The organism is Variovorax rhizosphaerae, assembly GCF_037889975.1.
GTDB classification, from domain to species: Bacteria; Pseudomonadota; Gammaproteobacteria; order Burkholderiales; family Burkholderiaceae_C; genus Variovorax; species Variovorax rhizosphaerae.
Genome location: NZ_JBBKZT010000008.1, coordinates 157,468 through 172,994 on the forward strand (window position 1 = coordinate 157,468; position 15,527 = coordinate 172,994).

The 15,527-nt window shown below is 66.3% G+C and carries 12 protein-coding genes and 1 pseudogene; 2 read left to right on the forward strand and 11 right to left on the reverse strand.

Annotation, left to right across the window (positions count from 1 at the left end; genetic code table 11):
- Positions 1–303: 303 nt before the first annotated feature.
- The 9 genes and pseudogenes from WKW82_RS18215 to WKW82_RS18255 all read right to left on the reverse strand — a co-directional run bounded on the left by WKW82_RS18215 (position 304) and on the right by WKW82_RS18255 (position 10,659).
- Positions 304–783 (reverse strand): universal stress protein, encoded by a 480-nt coding sequence (locus WKW82_RS18215; RefSeq protein ID WP_340343978.1) that lies wholly within the window; start codon positions 781–783, stop codon positions 304–306.
- Positions 784–795: 12 nt separating this feature from the next.
- Positions 796–1,461, reverse strand: a pseudogene (locus WKW82_RS18220) (TerC family protein); the annotation flags it as partial.
- 33 nt (positions 1,462–1,494) lie between these two features.
- The gene (locus WKW82_RS18225; RefSeq protein WP_340343730.1) at positions 1,495–2,631 is read right to left on the reverse strand and encodes an ABC transporter substrate-binding protein; all 1,137 of its coding nucleotides are present in this window, start codon (positions 2,629–2,631) and stop codon (positions 1,495–1,497) included.
- Positions 2,628–3,137, reverse strand: a complete 510-nt coding sequence (locus tag WKW82_RS18230) for a universal stress protein (RefSeq protein ID WP_340343731.1) — start codon at positions 3,135–3,137, stop codon at positions 2,628–2,630. Before WKW82_RS18230 ends, WKW82_RS18225 begins: the two co-directional genes overlap by 4 nt.
- A gap of 13 nt (positions 3,138–3,150) precedes the next feature.
- Positions 3,151–4,464 (reverse strand): CitMHS family transporter, encoded by a 1,314-nt coding sequence (locus WKW82_RS18235; RefSeq protein ID WP_340343732.1) that lies wholly within the window; start codon positions 4,462–4,464, stop codon positions 3,151–3,153.
- A 19-nt stretch (positions 4,465–4,483) separates the two neighbouring features.
- Positions 4,484–7,210 (reverse strand): CoA-binding protein, encoded by a 2,727-nt coding sequence (locus WKW82_RS18240; protein ID WP_340343733.1) that lies wholly within the window; start codon positions 7,208–7,210, stop codon positions 4,484–4,486.
- 12 nt (positions 7,211–7,222) lie between these two features.
- Positions 7,223–8,530 carry an ATP citrate lyase citrate-binding domain-containing protein gene (locus tag WKW82_RS18245; RefSeq protein ID WP_340343734.1) on the reverse strand — a complete coding sequence of 436 codons (1,308 nt, stop codon included), beginning with the start codon at positions 8,528–8,530 and terminating at the stop codon, positions 7,223–7,225.
- Positions 8,531–8,624: 94 nt separating this feature from the next.
- Positions 8,625–8,747 (reverse strand): hypothetical protein, encoded by a 123-nt coding sequence (locus WKW82_RS18250; RefSeq protein WP_340343735.1) that lies wholly within the window; start codon positions 8,745–8,747, stop codon positions 8,625–8,627.
- A 253-nt stretch (positions 8,748–9,000) separates the two neighbouring features.
- On the reverse strand, positions 9,001–10,659 hold the full coding sequence (locus WKW82_RS18255; protein WP_340343736.1) for a 2Fe-2S iron-sulfur cluster-binding protein: 1,659 nt from the start codon (positions 10,657–10,659) through the stop codon (positions 9,001–9,003).
- 404 nt (positions 10,660–11,063) lie between these two features.
- On the opposite strand from WKW82_RS18255, the gene WKW82_RS18260 reads away from it, so the two are divergent.
- Together WKW82_RS18260 and WKW82_RS18265 are read left to right on the forward strand one after the other, a co-directional pair.
- Positions 11,064–12,179 (forward strand): OmpA family protein, encoded by a 1,116-nt coding sequence (locus tag WKW82_RS18260; protein WP_340343737.1) that lies wholly within the window; start codon positions 11,064–11,066, stop codon positions 12,177–12,179.
- A gap of 486 nt (positions 12,180–12,665) precedes the next feature.
- Positions 12,666–13,727 carry a class I SAM-dependent methyltransferase gene (locus WKW82_RS18265; protein ID WP_340343738.1) on the forward strand — a complete coding sequence of 354 codons (1,062 nt, stop codon included), beginning with the start codon at positions 12,666–12,668 and terminating at the stop codon, positions 13,725–13,727.
- A 29-nt stretch (positions 13,728–13,756) separates the two neighbouring features.
- On the opposite strand, the gene WKW82_RS18270 is transcribed toward WKW82_RS18265, so the two are convergent.
- A complete protein-coding gene (locus WKW82_RS18270) occupies positions 13,757–14,725 on the reverse strand; it encodes a tripartite tricarboxylate transporter substrate binding protein (RefSeq protein WP_340343739.1) in 969 nt (322 codons plus the stop codon).
- Between the two features lie 22 nt (positions 14,726–14,747).
- Positions 14,748–15,515 (reverse strand): SDR family oxidoreductase, encoded by a 768-nt coding sequence (locus WKW82_RS18275; RefSeq protein ID WP_340343740.1) that lies wholly within the window; start codon positions 15,513–15,515, stop codon positions 14,748–14,750.
- Positions 15,516–15,527: the final 12 nt, after the last annotated feature.

Below are 15,527 nucleotides of genomic sequence, written 5' to 3' on the forward strand. Positions count from 1 at the left end.
GGACGATATTAGTCCAGTGTCTGGCTGTTCGACGCATCAAGCCGCGTCTTTGTCGCCCTGGCGTTATTGCCATGGCGGTCTGTAGGTGCAGCACCGCCAGGTGAAGCAGCGCAGCGATTGCGGTGGTTCCCGGGCGCGGGGCGAACTCGCGCTGTGAGCTCGTTCCGGTCTTCCCAGCGTGAACATGACCGCGGCAGCTACGCCCGGACACAAGGTAGTACGGTCGTCGCTCGGCTTGATCGCGCTCCCACAAGCCTCTGCAAGCTATCCGGCGAGCGGATAGTTGCCTTGCGACGCTATGAACTACTTGACCAGCATCACCGGCACGGCTGAAAGTTCGACCGTGCTGCGCGCCACCGAGCCGAGCAGCGCCCCGGTGTTCGTTCCGATGCCACGCGCGCCCATCAGGATCAAGTCGCAGGCCTCGGCTCGCGCCAGTTCGGCGATGACCGACCCCGGATCGCCGACGCGGCGATGATCCGTGTACTTGATGCCTGCGGCATCGAGCAGCGCACGTGCCGGCACCAGCGCCTTCTCGCTGCGCTCCCGGTGATAGTCCTCGAGCGTGCCGCTGGCAACGAAGCGTGACACGTCGCCCGAGACCGGGCGCTGCACGTTGAGCAGATGCACGTTCAGTGCTGCGCCCTCGCGCAGATCGCCGCGCAGTGCAATGAGCCGCTGCACGGCCTGCAAGGCGCCTTCCGAGCCGTCCGACGCGAGAAGTACGTTCTGCAGCGCCGGGGCGCTGGCAGCCCTCGCGACCGGCGCATGCGCCGCCTCCACGACGGCAGGGGCCTTGCGTGCCGCGAGCCATTTGCCGACCAGCACCACCCCGATCGCACACACCGCCGGCGCGCCCCAATGCAGGAACGCGGCGTTCAGGTCGACCCAGGGCTTGTCGATCGGGTCTGTGACGGCCATGTCGCCGGCCACCCAGCCGAGCAGTGCGGCGCCGAGCGTGATGATGACCGGAAAGCGATCCATCAAGGTCAGCAGCAGGCGGCTGGCGAACACCACCAGCGGAATCGAGATCGCCAGGCCGACGACCAGCAGCACCGTGTTGCCCTTGGCCGCCGCTGCCACCGCGATGACGTTGTCCAGGCTCATCACCAGGTCGGCGAGCAGGATGGTCTTGATCGCGGCGGCCAGGCTGGTGCCGCCGCCGCCATGGCCTTCCCCCTCTTCCTCGGGGACGAGCAACTGGACCGCGATCCAGAGCAGAAGCGCCGCGCCGACGAGCTTGAGGTAGGGCAGCCGCAGCAGTTCGACAGCGACGATCGTCAGGCCGATCCGCATCACCACCGCCGCGGCACTGCCCCACAGGATGGCGCGCTTCTGTTGATCGACTGGCAATCCGCGCGCGGCCAGGGCGATGACCACCGCGTTGTCGCCAGACAGCACGATGTTCACGCCGATGATCTGCAGCAGCGCGATCCAGAACTCAGGACTTGTGTAGTTCATTAATTTTTCCTGGTTGTTGACGCGAAATGTCAATTAACGTGAATTGACGGCCGCATTCTCGGTCGCCTTGCGCCACTGGACAATGAAGTCGCGATAGTTCTGGTTGTTGAGGTAGCCGATGAGGCTCGGCCCGACCGCGATGGCGCGAAGGCTGTTGCCCAGCGTCTGCGTCAGACGCGCGGCGGTCGTTTCGCCGTTCACATCCGCGCGCACCGAGTAAAGGCCTGCCTGGTTGGCGATCACGGTCTGGCCGCGCTGCGAGAGGATGTAGTCGACCCACAGCCGGGCGGCGTTCGGATGGGCCGCCTTCTTGTTGATGAGCTGCAGGCGCGACATGACCAGCGTGTAGTCCGAAGGAAAGACGTAGCCGATGTTCGGGTCCTTGCGCGCCTGCGCCACGGCGTAGGAGCCAAGCACGTTGTAGGCGATCGTGGTCTTCCCGGATGCGACTTGCTTGAGCATGGCGTCGGTCGTCGACGCGAAGCGTACGTCGACCTTGCCGAAGCCCTGGGCGATGTCCCAGAACACGGGTGCGACGCCCACGTCCTGCGTGGCCAGGAAGAAGCCGAGGCCCGACTTCTCGATGTCGTAACTCATGACCTTGCCCTTGAAGCGCTCGGCCGACCCGTTCAACATCTTTGCCAGGTCGGCATGCGTGCGCGGCACCTCGGCGGCTGGCAACAAGGCCTTGTTGTAGGCGATCGCGATCGGCTCGAAGGTCGTGGCCCAGGCCTGGCCTTTCCACTTCGCCCATGCCGGCAGGCCGGCGCTCTCGGGCGACTCGTAGGTCTGCGCATAGCCGTTGCTGACGAGGAACGACTGCAAGTCCATCGAGGAACTCCAGACCACGTCCGCCGAGCCGCCGCCCAACTGCGTCTCGGCGACGAAACGGTAGTGCAGTTCGGTGCTCGTCAAGTCCTCGTACTCGATGTTGATGCGCGGATACATCGACTTGAAATCGTCGATCAGCGGTCGGGCGACGGCCGTATCGGTGGTGGCGTAGACCACCAGCCTGCCTTCGTCCTCTGCGGCCCTGACCGTCGCGGCGTAGCTTGCCGGGTAGCCGCGCGGCGCCTGCGCGCGTGGCGCGTAGCTCATGAGTTCTTCCGATTCCTGGGCCGCGCAGAGCGAGGCCAGCAGCGCCAGCCCCAGGCACATCAGGCGCTTCATGGCTGCGCTCCGCTTGCCGGTTCTTCGCGGATCGGCACCAGCAGCAGGGGCACGGGGCTCTTCCGGGTCACCTCGTTGACCACCGAACCGAACAGCAGTCCCATCAGGAGCCCCTCACCGCGAGAGGCCATGAGGATCATGTCGGCCGATCCCGTGCGGGCTTCGTCGAGGATCAACTCGGCAACGTCGTCTCCCTCGTTCACGATGATCTCGGCAATGGGCCGACGGGGTGTCTTGTCGGCGCGCACCGCGTAGAAGGCCGCCACCTGGGCCTCGATGTGCTGCCTGGCGCGCACGGCCCGCGCGTCGTGATACTGGTCGAGCAGATCCTGGGGCACATGCGAATCGACTTCGATCAGGGACTTCTCGCGCTGGTCCGGCAGGACGGTGAGCACCTGCAACCGGGCGCCCAGGCGGTTGGCCATGTCGATGGCATAGGCCAGCACGCGCTCGCAATCGTCGCTGACGTCGGCTGCGTAGAGGATGGTCTTGATCTCGTTGGGCATGGCGGACCTCCGGCTATCCAGCGTGACCCATGATCGGGACAACCCCAAGCACGATGGTCGCCAGCAGCATCACCAGGGCGGCAGAAAGCGCCCAGAGCAGCGTGTAGCGCTGGTGGTCACCGAACTCGACTTCCGCCAACCCGACGAGCAGATAGGTCGAAGCCACCAGCGGACTCAACAGGTGCACCTGCTGGCCGATCAACGATGCACGCCCGATCTCGGCCGCACCGATGCCGTAGACCGCAGCGGCCTTGGCCAGGATGGGCAGGATGCCGAAGTAGAACGCGTCGTTGGAGATGAAGAAGGTGAACGGCACGCTCAACACAGCCGTCACGATGGCCAGGTAGGGGCCCATCCAGTCGGGCACGGCGCTGATGACGCTGGCGGCAATCGCGTCGACCATCTTGGTGCCCGAGAGGATGCCGACGAAGATGCCCGCGGCAAAGATCAGCGACACCACCGGCACGATGTTGGCGGCATGGGCGGTGAGCCGCTCCTTCTGGTCCTGGAGGCTGGGGTAGTTGATCATGAGCGCGAGCGACGATGCCACCATGAACAACACCTGCAAGGGGAAGGTGCCGAGGATCAGCAACACCATCAGCGCGACGGTCAGCGCGAAGTTGACCCAGAGCAGCTTGGGTCTGGCGATGCTCGGGTCGCCGGCGTGGACCTCCGGCAATGGCTCGTCCAGCGTGCCCCCCGCCATCGCAAGGCTTCCCAGCCGGGTACGCTCGCGCCGCCCGAGGATGTACGCGACGAAGACCCCCCAAGCCCCGGTGATGACCATCGGCAGGATCATCGGCACGAAGATCAGTCCCACGTCCACACCCAGCGCGCTCGCGGCTCGCGCCGTGGGGCCGCCCCAGGGCAGGATGTTCATGAGCCCGCCCGCCATCATGATCACGCACGCCAGCACCAGCCGGCTGATGCCGAGTCGCTTGTACAGCGGGAGCATGGCCGCGCAGGTGATCATGTAGGTGGTCGAGCCGTCCCCGTCGAGCGAGACGAACACCGCGAGGACGAAGGTACCGACCACGATCTTCATCGGGTCGCCACCGACCACCTTGAGGATCGCCCGCACGGCTGGATCGAACAGCCCCGCGTCGATCATCACGCCGAAGTAGAGGATGGCGAACATCAGCATGACGCCCGTCGGCGCGAGCTTCTTGATGCCGTCCAGCATCATCGGGCCCAGCCCCAGTCCGAATCCTCCGATCAGGCCGAACACGATGGGCACCAGGATCAGTGCGACCATCGCGGACAGGCGCTTGGTCATGATCAGCGCCATGAAGACGATGATCATCAGGTAGGCGAGTGCGGTCAGCATCGTGGGGCTCCAGACTGTGTCAGGCCACGAACTTGCAGCTGAAAGCCACCGTGCGCGTGTCCATGTTGCGGCCGCGGTTCAGGTGATCGTCGATCTCGGCGGCGCAGCCCAGCATACGCGGGTACAGGAAGATGGTGAAGGCAGCCGTCTCGAGATCGCGCTCGCCGATCTTGCCGGCCTGCAGCGGTTTCCACAGCATCTTGAGCAGCAAGGCGGCGATCACTGCATCGATGTTCACGCAGTAGACGTTGCGCGACACGCCGGCCTCGTACAGCTGCTGCACCAGCGCGCGGTAGAACTGGTGGAACACGTTGGTCTCTCCGCGCTGCTCGAACAACTGGCCGATGAACACCTCGCGCGGATCGTGGTTGACCGGCTTGTCCTTGAACACCGGATGATTGACGCCCGGCAGCTTGGCGATGTCGAGGCTGCCCAGCGTCTTCTTCTGCGTCTTGTACTGCGCATATTGCTCGACCGCCTTCACAGCCAGCGCCTGCAGGTCGATGCCGTGGTCGGTGCTGCTCGGGTCCTTCAGCCCGCTGTCCTTGAACTGGTCGACCAGGTAGGCAATGCCCTCGTAGCCGTTGCCGCCATGCGCATAGCCGGTGTGCGTGAGGAAGCCGATCAGCGCCTTGTTGAGTTGCACGCGATCGGGCTGCTCCGGTCCGTCGGCCGAGACCGCACCTTTGGCGCCTTGCGCGGAGATGGCGCCGGGGCCATTGGTCAGGAGCAGGCCGACGAGTGTCTGGAAGGCGAACAAGTCGTCTTCGCCCGGCGTGTGGCCCAGCAGCGCTGCGAAGGCGATCTCGCCGAGGCTCAGGCGTCCGAGCAACTGTTGCTGCTCGATGCCGCAGAAACGACCCGGCTCGTGCTTGCTCGCGTCGGCCGATGCGCCGATCAGCGTGCCGAACAGTTGCAGCCACCACGGGAAGCTCTCGGCCGTGGCGCGCGAGATGCGCTTGCGCGACAACGGGCCCCAGGCCAGCGTGGCCGAGATTGCGGCCAGTGCCGCTGCTTCGGTCGGATGGCCGGGCAGGCTCTTGAGCCAGCGCAGGAACACCGAGCGGCCACCGCGCGCCTCGACGCCTTCCATCAAGGCCTGGGCGCGAGCGTCCGGCGTGCCGGTGGTCAGGCCCGCCTGGTCGCCGGCTTCGACCTTGGTGATGTCGAAGTCTTCGCTCAATGACGCACCGAACTCCATGCCCAGCCCGGCCGCGTGGAAGCGCTCGATCATGAACTTGAGCGCCGCACGCGCCGCTTCCTGGCGCTGCGGCCCGACGATGCCGGCGGCCGTCGCCAGCACCGCGTTGGGCGCATTGCCGGCCTCGCGGCTGGCTTGCGCGGCGGCCAGTTCGGGTTGGCCGTGCAGGTTGATGTAGGCGGCCACGGCCGGCGCGATCAGCTTGCGGTCGTTCTCGCCGCCGGCGTCGTGCACCAGGGCCAGCGCCACGTTCGATTCCAGCGACAAGGTCGCGGCGTTCAGCATGGTGGTGCCGTGCAGGCTGCTGACCTGCGTCTTGGGGTCCATCTGCGAGGCGCCCGACGCGTCCTTCATGGTCTGGCGCGGCACCACGCCGCCGATCTGCGTGTTGAGCAGCGCGACCTGTTCGTTGTAGGGCGTCAGCGCCTCGACCACGGGCAGGCGAAGCTCTGCTGGCAGGTCGAGTCCTTCATCCGAGCCGAACCACGGCTTGAGTGCCAGGTTCCCCTCGGGCGCGAAGTCCGGCATGGTGGCGTTGGCGCGCATCACCGCCGTCAGCGCGGCGGGGATGTGGGCGATGTTGGTCACCACCGCGCCCTTGGCCGAGACCACGGGGTTGTCCGGCGTGAAGAGCGCATCGACGCCGAACTTCTTCATGAACCAGCGCTCCTTGGCCTGCGCGTCGTCGTTGCCGCCGGCCATGGCGCCGGCATGGCCCACGGCGCGCGTGAGCTTGCTCTTCCAGCGACCCACCACGCAGGCCACGACAGGCTTGGTGAAGGTCGCGTCGTCCTCGTAGTAGCCACCCGGCTCGCAGTACAGCACGGCCGCCTTGCTGCGCGCATCGTTGGCAAGGGCGAAGGCGAACTCGGGGGCTGCGTAATGGATGTAGACATCCTTGCCGCTGGAGACGACCGTGGTGGTGCCCCAGCCCGCCATGCGCAGGTATTGCGCGATGGTGGTGGAGAAGCCGCCCGAGTTGGAGAAGATGGCGATCGAGCCCGGCCGCAGCGAGTCCCCCGGCTTGTCGCCGCCCAGCGCGCCGCCGATGCGCACCTGGTTCCATGAATCGGCCACGCCCAGGCCGTTGGCGCCGAAGATGTCGATGCCGTTCTGCTGGCCCATGGCGCGGATCTCGCGCGCGTCGTGCACCGAGATCTTCTCGGTGATGATGAAGATCTTGCGCAGCTCCGGATTGACGCGGATCAGCTCGGCCACGCCGTCGCGCGCCGCCGAGGGCGGCAGGTACACCACGCCGCAATTGAAGCGGTGGCCCGCGGCCAGCGCCTCGCGCACGTTGTTGTAGACGGGGATGTTGCCGATGCTGGTTTCGAGCACAGCGCCGCCCTTGCCCGGTGCAGTGCCGCAGACCACGTTGCCGCCCGAGTAGACGTGGCTCACCGGCGTCACCTCGCTCGATTCACCGCCCAGGATGTTGAGCACGCAGACGCGATCGTCGCGCGAGGCGACCTGGGTGAGCGAGCTGACGCCCACGTGGTACTTGAAGCCGCCGACGCTCTGGCGCTGGAATGATGTAGCTTGCATGGCGTGTTCTCCTCAGGCTGCGATTTCAGTGACAGGGGCTTCGACGACGGGACCCAGTCCCAGGCGTTTGGCGATCTGTTCACGACCGCCGTCGCGCATCCACAGGTCGACCTTCTTGGCGAACTGGATCACCTCGCTCATGTCCGAGTCGAAGCCGAACAGGCGATAGGGCAGGCCCAGCGCATCGCAGGTGTCGCGCAGCGCGCCCATGCCGCGCACCAGGTTCGGACCGCCGCGTCCCACCACCACGTAGAGCGGCGTCGGCCCATGCGCGCTGAAGTGCTCGCGCAGCGCATCGGCCATCGCGCGCAGGGTTTCGAAGATGTCGGTGTTGTTGCTCTTGCCGCCGATGATGAACAGCACGTTGGACTGCTTGAGCCAGTGCTTGAAGCAGATGCGCGCCACCTCCTTCATCTTCTCGTAGGGCGGGTTGCCGCCGAAGTCGGAGCTGATGATGGCCGCATCGCCCAGCATCTCGGTCACCAGCGAGTTGGCGCCGCCGCCGAAGGTCGGTGCCAGCACCGTGCCCTTGTCGTTGATAACGTAGACGTCGCTTTGCCCCTGGTGGGTGCGCAGCGTGTTGATCTCCTGCTCGAAGTTCGAGTAGTCGGCCGCGAACAGGTGCGGCGGCAATTTCAGGCGCAGCCAGCGCGGGTCGTCGCGGTCGAAGCCGCACTTGAAGTCGCAGGCCACCGGCGTCAGGCGGCCCTTCTTGTCTTCTCGCATGCGAATCGGATTGAGCTCCAGCGTGGTCATGCCGAAGTTGTGGAACAGCTCCCACAGCTTGGGCAACTGTTGCACCAGTGGGGAAATGATTTCCTTGGGTGCGCCGATCTCGGTGAGCGCGTTGGCCACCACGAAGGCCTTCAGGCCCGTGAGCGGATCGAAGGGCACCATCGCGACCTGGCTCTTGTCGAGCTCCTCGATGTCCATGCCGCCCATGTGCGTGAGCGTCATGGTGGGCGCGCGGAAGTGCGTCGAATCGCTGATCGAGAAATAGACCTCGTGCTTGGCCGGCACGCCGGCCTCGAAGGTCACGCCGTTGGCCTTGGCCTTGACGTGGCCGACTTGGTGCTCGGCGAAGTAGAGGCGCTCCTTCTCGGCAAGCGCGGTCTGAAGGTCCTTCGCGCGGCCCAGCAGGCCCGCCTTGCCCTTCTTGCCGATGCCGCCCTTGAACACGGGCTTGATGAAGATCAGGCCGTGCTTGTCGAGCATGGCCTTGATCTCCTCTTCGCTGGCCGCGGGGCCAAGCACATCGGTGGTGGGAAAGCCTGCGAATTCGAGCAGGCGCGCGCCGTGAAGCATTCCGGTGATTTGCATTTCAAGGTCTCCAGGTAGTTGCTGAACTGGCGCCGCTGAGCGGGCCCTTGCCTTGATGCTAGAAATCGAAGCTGTCGTTCCGCCGTCACGCAATTCAGGGTATGCCCCGATAGCGGATCGACTGGGTCTGCGCGATTGCTTGCTGCGTCTCTTGCAGGTCGACGCCGGCATCGACATCCGGTTCGATGGCCCACCCGCTCACCCACTGACGCCACACGATGTGCGCATCTCCTGTGGGAGCACACCCCGTCGGTGCGCACGCTTCAAGACATATGCGTGATCCCGAAGCCGAACTCTGCAAGAACGGCGTCAGTCGGACGATTGTTGTGCGGCAATCCATCCGAAACCTTGGATGTCACCCATGGCCGAACGCCAGTTCGCGACATGCCGCGCCGGCCGTTCAATGCGATGCCGCTTGGCCGTCACAGGGGACCTGCGGAGGTCAAGTTTCGAGGTACAGCAGTCGAGCTTCACTGATCCGTCAGGCGGACTTCGGCCCACGCTTCACCGCGCGTTGGCTCGCCCTCTCCAAGTGGACCCGGATGCCAGGCAAGGCCTTCCCGCGAAATGCTTGCGGCACTTGCAGCGCTCCCGGAGACGAGCAAGCTGCCGCTCGCCACCGACCGTCTGCCGCGGATGCGTTCGAGATCCTCGACCGGCCCGCCGACGATCGCCATCGTCGCGGCGCCCAGCGTCCCGACCACGACCCTGCCGGCGTGCATGGCCAACGATGCGCTGGCATGCAGTCCCAGGTCCCTGGCGAGTTCCTGGCACAGACTTGCCGCGTCGGCGTCGATCTGCCGAGCGACCGACAAGGCGTTGGCCGAGACCGCCGCCGGGTCGCTGCCGCAGCGGAACAGGAGGATCCAGCTCGACGCCGCGTGCCTGAAGACTTCGGCGCGCGAGCCCGCTGCCGCTTCCGCGATGGATTGAAAGTGGCTGAGTGCGTAGATCGCGTCGTGCGCGGCTGCGCTCGGCGCGACCGAGGCGGTGTCGAGCCGCACATCCAGCAGCAGCAGGATCGCCTCCAGTTCCGCCGCATCGGATGACGGCTGGCTCACGGGCGGCCGTCCCGCGCGCGCGCCGGACAGGATCGGCACGACTTCCACGTTGCCCGTGGGCCGCAACTGGCACGCGAGCCGGATCGTCCCCTTCGCCCCGGCCAGCCGGTGCAGGGCCCGTGCCTCGTCCACCTTCGCATCGGGGCAATGCGACGCGCCTTCCACGACGCGCACCCGGCAGGTCGTGCACCGGGCGCGCCCGCCGCACAGGGCCTGGTGCGGAATGCCGAAACTCCGGCTCGCCTCCAGCACCGACCAGCCGCGCGGCACGCTGACGGTCCGGCTCGGATAGGAGATCCAGACCACCGACTTGCGCCGGCGCTCGTTCAGGCTGCGCGCCATGCGGCCGACCAGGATCAGCAGCAGCAATGAAAGGTACGTCCAGCGCGCGTCACCGCCCGACCGGTCCAGTTGGGCTTCCTGCGCGGCGTCCCCGTAGGGTGGCGGGACGACATGCCCCGACGACGGTGCGTACAGTTCCCGTCCCATGTTGATGAATCCCAGCGCGGCCAGCACCGGAAGCAGCAGCGCCGCGCCGAACAGCGCGAGCTTGACGCGCTGCGACGTGACGCGGTGGCCGAAGGCGAAGCGAAGCCCCAGGCATCCGTGAATCCAACCGGGCGCAAGAAGCCCGAGCGCCAGGCCCGAGGCGCCGCCGGCCCAGAGTCCTCCCGCGACGCGCGCGTATTCCGCGGACAGGCCGAACCTGTCATGCGCATAGCGGGTGACCACGAAGTGCGCGATCAATCCGATCGGCATCACCAGCCCCAGGATGATGCGAATCCCCTGGACCGGCGGCATGCGGAAAGTCCGCCGCTCGTAGACGGCAAACAGCGCCAGCGAGACATGGATGGCCGCGGCAGCGTAAAGAAGGACCGTGCCTGGCAAGCTGTGCCAGAAGCGCACGGTGTTGCGCAGCGCTTCCTCCGCGGTGTCCAGCGACACCAGTCCCAGCGCGTGGCAGCAAAGATGCGTCGCCACATAGGTGAAAAGCACCAGGCCGCTGGCCAGGCGCAGGTCGCGGCGGCTGCGCGGAATGAAGCCCAGGACGCGTTGTGAGAGATCCACCGGATGTCGCCCGCATGGTGAGTGAAGTGATGCACAGGCCGGCCTGCGCAGAGCCACTGGCATCGCGCGATACCGACGAGTATTTCGCGGATCCGGAGCGCAGCGCAAGCGTCGCCGCGCTCGCGCGTCCGTGGCCGCGGGCCGCGGTGCGGCAACCACGGTTCGCTCCCAAGACGCGCGCAGGCGCAAGAAACTTCCTTCCCGAGCCCACGTAATTCAACGTTGCCGCCCCACGACTCACACGGTACGAACGCTGCAAGATTTGAAACCGCAAGTGCTCACTCCCATTCACAGGGCAACACACTTGGTTGCGAGTCGCCGACCAACGCGAGCGGCCACTGATGTTTTTTGGGCTTCAATGGGTCTCCGCTGCGGTTTCATCAACCCTTCTTCGTGAGGCTCTTATGCTCGACCGACGCACCCTTGCGGCTTGCCTTGTGCTTGCCGCCCCGTATGCCGCCTGCATTGCGCAGACACCATACGGACCGGACCAGTACTTCGACAACCGCTGGTACATCACGCCCTTCGGCAGCTATACCTTTACGGACAATGGCCGCCTCGCCGACGATGGCTGGGGCGGAGGCCTCGCCGTCGGCAAGCCGATCAGTCCCTACTGGAACATCGAACTGCGTGGCGGGTACGAACAGTACGATGGAAATCCGGGGCCCTTTGGCAACCTGGGCAACCTCGTCAACTACAAGTACAAGAACTGGAGCGCGTCGCTCGATGCCCAGTGGTTCTTCCTGGGCCGGCAGGGCATGCGCGCCTGGTCGATGAGCAGTGTGCAGCCCTACCTCGTCGCTGGCATCGGCGCCATCAACGACAAGGTGCACACGCAATTCGGCAGCGACAACAAGACGAGCTTCATGGCCAATGCGGGTGTGGGCGTCGTCTGGCCCTTCGCGTCCTGGGGCCGCCTGACGGCCGACGTGCGCTACCGCTACGACGACAACCGCAGCCGCTTCGTCAACAACCAGGGGCACCTGGACGACTGGCTGGTCACAGTGGGCCTGCAGATCCCGCTCGGCCCCGTCCCGCAGGTAGCGCAGGCGGCACCGCCCCCGCGTGCACCGGTGGTGGTGGCCCCTCCTCCACCACCGCCGCCGCCTCCGCCGGTGCGCAACTTCGAACTTGCGGCTGACGGCACCTTCGAGTTCGACAAGGCGGTCCTGACCGCGACCGGCCGAAGCCGCATCGACGCCATGCTGCAGGAACTCCGGTCCGTCGGGTTCCGTCCGCGCTCGATCCAGATCGTCGGCTACACCGACCCGCTGGGCAGCGTCGACTACAACCAGCGCCTGTCGGTTGCGCGTGCGAATGCCGTGCGCGACTACATGGTGAGCCGCGGCGGCGTGCCGGCGACAGTGATCCAGACCGAGGGCCGCGGCAAGACGGAACTCAAGGTCACGGAAGCCGATTGCAAGGCGCAGGGCAAGGCCCGCAAGCGCGCCGACCTCATCGCCTGCCTGCAGCCGGACCGTCGCGTGGAAATCCGCGCCACGGGCGAGCAAGGTCCCTGAGGCACCACACCTTCCCTTGTCGAAGATCCCGGCGCCGGCGTGACGATCGCGTTCCGCCGGCGCCGGTCGCCGAACGCGCCGGGTGCGCAACATCCGGCGCTTCAGTCCTGCCCGGTTGCAGGCCTGCGTGACCCCTGTCAAACAGTGCGGATGCCTTGGTCCAGTCCTGCCAGTCCGTGCAGGGAATCCGTCCTCACACCTCCCATCGACCTCTTCAGTCCGGCGCGCACGCCAATCTGCCGGAGTCCACGTGACCGCACGTTGCACCCGTTGATTCATGTAATCCGACGTAACCGCCCGGCATCACGACTCGAATAATGCAGGCCGACGCAACCGGGCTGTTTCCAGGCTGACCATTGGCCGGCTGACGATGCAGGGCGGAATGGGTTGGCCTCGCTGTCGTTTGATCCAACCAGGGCTGCGGCGCGCGCATGACTGTCCTCGCGGACCGCGATGCAGCGCCACGCCAACAAGAGGAGTGATGCCATGCAGATCGATGAAGACAAGCTCAACGCCCTGATGGGCCGGATGGTCGGGGAATTCGGTGCGCTGGCGAGCGCGCCACTGGTCATCCTCGGCGACCGGCTCGGGTTGTACAAGGCGATGGCGGGCGCCGGGCCGATCACGATCGACCAGTTCAGCGAAAAATCGGGCTTGCGATTGCGCTACGCGCAGGAGTGGCTCAGCGCGCAGGCGGCCAGCGGCTTCGTCGACTACGACCCGAAGGCGCAGACCTTTGCGCTCTCGCCCGAGGCGGCCATGGTGCTGGCCGACGACAGCAGCCCGGCTTTCATGGTGGGCGGGTTTGAAGTCCTGGCATCGTTGTTCCATGACCTCGACAAGGTCCAGAAGAGCTTCCGCGACGGCACGGGCCTGGGCTGGCACGAACACCATCCGAGCCTGTTCAGCGGCACCGAGCGCTTCTTCCGGGCGGGCTACAGCGCCAACCTGGAACCGAGCTGGATCCCGTCGCTCGACGGCATGCGCGAACGCCTCCAGGCCGGCGCAAGCGTGGCCGATGTCGGCTGCGGCTTCGGCGCCTCGACGATCGTGCTGGCGCAGGCGTACCCGAAGTCGACCTTCGTCGGCTACGACTACCACGAGCCTTCGATCAACGCCGCGCGCGAACGCGCCGCGGCGGCGGGCGTGGGCGACCGGGTGCGCTTCGAAGTGGCGGGCGCGAAGACCTATCCGGGCAAGGACTTCGACCTGGTGGCCTTTTTCGACTGCCTCCACGACATGGGCGACCCCGTCGGTGCGGCGCGTCATGTGCGCGAGACGCTGAAGCCGGACGGCATGTGGATGATCGTCGAGCCCTTCGCCAACGATCGGCTGGAGGACAACCTGAACCCGGTCGGGCGCATCTTCTACTCCGCCTCGACGATGGTCTGCACGCCGTGTTCTCTTTCGCAGGAAGTGGGGCGCGGATTGGGCGCGCAGGCCGGGGAGCAGCGACTTCGCGAGGTCGTCGTGCAGGAGGGAGGATTCACCCGCTTCCGGCGCGCGGCCGAGACGCCGTTCAACCTGGTATTCGAGGCCCGGCCGTAGTCGACTCCGGACCGGCTCGCGCCTGCGGGCTACTTCTTGAGATCGACGCCTGCCAGCAGCGTCTTGAAGTACGCGGCCTGGCTGTTCATGAAGGCCTGGAACTGCTCGCCCTCCATGTAGGCCGGCTGCAGGTTGGCCTTCACCAGCGCATCGCTGAACGCCGGGTCCTGCGCCGTCTTGCGGGTGGCGTCGCGCAGGTACTTCACGATCTCCGGCGGCGTGTTGAGCGGCACGCCCAGGCCGCGCCAGGTGCCGAGCACAAGGTCGATGCCCTTCTCCTTGAACGTCACGACCTTGTCGTAGGGCGGCGGCAGGCGTTTGTCGGCCATGGCGGCCAGCACGCGCACCTTGCCCACGGCAACGTGGGGTCCGATCTCGGCCGGGCTCACGGTGATGGCGTCCACATGGCCGCCCACCAGCGCCAGCACGCTCGGCGCCGCGCCCTGGAACGGCACATGGTTGAACTTGACGCCCGTCTTCTGCTCGACCGCGGCGGCAGCGAGGTGCCAGATCGTGCCGCTGCCGGCATTGCCCATCGATACGACGCCTTCCTGCTTGCGCGCTGCGGCCAGCAGGTCGTCGATGCTCTGGTAGGGCGAATCGGCACGCACTGCGATCAGGCCGGGGTCGCCGTTGAGCCGCGCGATCGGGATGAAGTCGGCCGTCGTCACCTTGGTCATGTTGAGGTACGGGATGATCGCGAGCTCCGAGATCAGCACGCCGATCTTGTAGCCGTCCGGCGTGGCGCGCTGCGCCTCGGTCATGCCGATGCCGCCGCCCGCGCCCGGCTTGTTGGTCACGATGAAGGGCTGCGGAACGCTCTTCTTCGCGGTCTCGGCGAACAGGCGCGCCATCATGTCGGTGCCGCCACCGGCGGAAGACGGCACAACAATTTCGATGGGGCGCGTCGGGTAGTCGGCGGCATGCGATGCAACAGGCGCCAGCAGCGTCGCGGTCATCGATGCCGCGACCGTGCAGAGGGTCAGAAAGGTCTTCATGTCATGTCTCCTGGGGTGAATGTCAGAGCACCGACACCATGCCGCCGTCGACATAGATGATCTGGCCGCTCACGTAGTTGGACGCTTCGGATGCGAGGAAGATGGCCGTGCCGATGAGCTCGTCGGGCTTGCCCCAGCGACCCGCCGGCGTGCGGCCCTTGACCCATGCGTCGAAGCTCGGGTTGTCGATCAACGCCTGGTTCATGTCGGTCAGCATGTAGCCGGGGCCGATGGCGTTGGCCTGGATGTTGTGCGCGGCCCATTCGGCCGTCATCGCGCGTGTCAGCATGCGGATGCCGCCCTTGGCCACGGTGTACGGCGCAACGGTGGCGCGCGCCAGTTCGCTGGTGAGCGAGCCGATGTTGATGACCTTGCCGCGTTGGCGCGGGATCATGCGTTTGGCCGCTTCACGACCGACCACGAAGGCGCTCGTCAGGTTGGTCTCGATCACGCGCCGCCAGTCCTCGGTAGCGAGTTCGACCATGGGCTTGCGGAACTGCACGCCCGCGTTGTTGACCAGGATGTCGACCTCGATGCCCTGCGCATCGAAGGTCTCGAAGGCCTTGACGACGGCCGCCTCGTCGCACACGTCGAAGGCAAATGCGTCCACGTGGTAACCCCGCTCGCGCAGCGTGGTGGCCGAGGCCTGCAGGCGCGTGTCGTCCACGCCGTTGAGCAACAACCGCGCGCCAGCCGCAGCCATGCCCTCTGCGATGGAAAAGCCGAGCCCACGCGAGGAGCCGGTGATGAGCGCGGTCTTGCCCGCGAGGCTGAAGAGTGAAGTGGACATGTTTTCGTTCGT

Coding starts and splice junctions, on each gene's coding strand:
- WKW82_RS18235 (WP_340343732.1), bottom strand. CDS start 4,464: ATGCTGACCGCACTCGCCTACCTGATGATCATCGTCTTCATGGCGCTG.
- WKW82_RS18225 (WP_340343730.1), bottom strand. CDS start 2,631: ATGAAGCGCCTGATGTGCCTGGGGCTGGCGCTGCTGGCCTCGCTCTGC.
- WKW82_RS18230 (WP_340343731.1), bottom strand. CDS start 3,137: ATGCCCAACGAGATCAAGACCATCCTCTACGCAGCCGACGTCAGCGAC.
- WKW82_RS18265 (WP_340343738.1), top strand. CDS start 12,666: ATGCAGATCGATGAAGACAAGCTCAACGCCCTGATGGGCCGGATGGTC.
- WKW82_RS18275 (WP_340343740.1), bottom strand. CDS start 15,515: ATGTCCACTTCACTCTTCAGCCTCGCGGGCAAGACCGCGCTCATCACC.
- WKW82_RS18240 (WP_340343733.1), bottom strand. CDS start 7,210: ATGCAAGCTACATCATTCCAGCGCCAGAGCGTCGGCGGCTTCAAGTAC.
- WKW82_RS18270 (WP_340343739.1), bottom strand. CDS start 14,725: ATGAAGACCTTTCTGACCCTCTGCACGGTCGCGGCATCGATGACCGCG.
- WKW82_RS18260 (WP_340343737.1), top strand. CDS start 11,064: ATGCTCGACCGACGCACCCTTGCGGCTTGCCTTGTGCTTGCCGCCCCG.
- WKW82_RS18245 (WP_340343734.1), bottom strand. CDS start 8,530: ATGCAAATCACCGGAATGCTTCACGGCGCGCGCCTGCTCGAATTCGCA.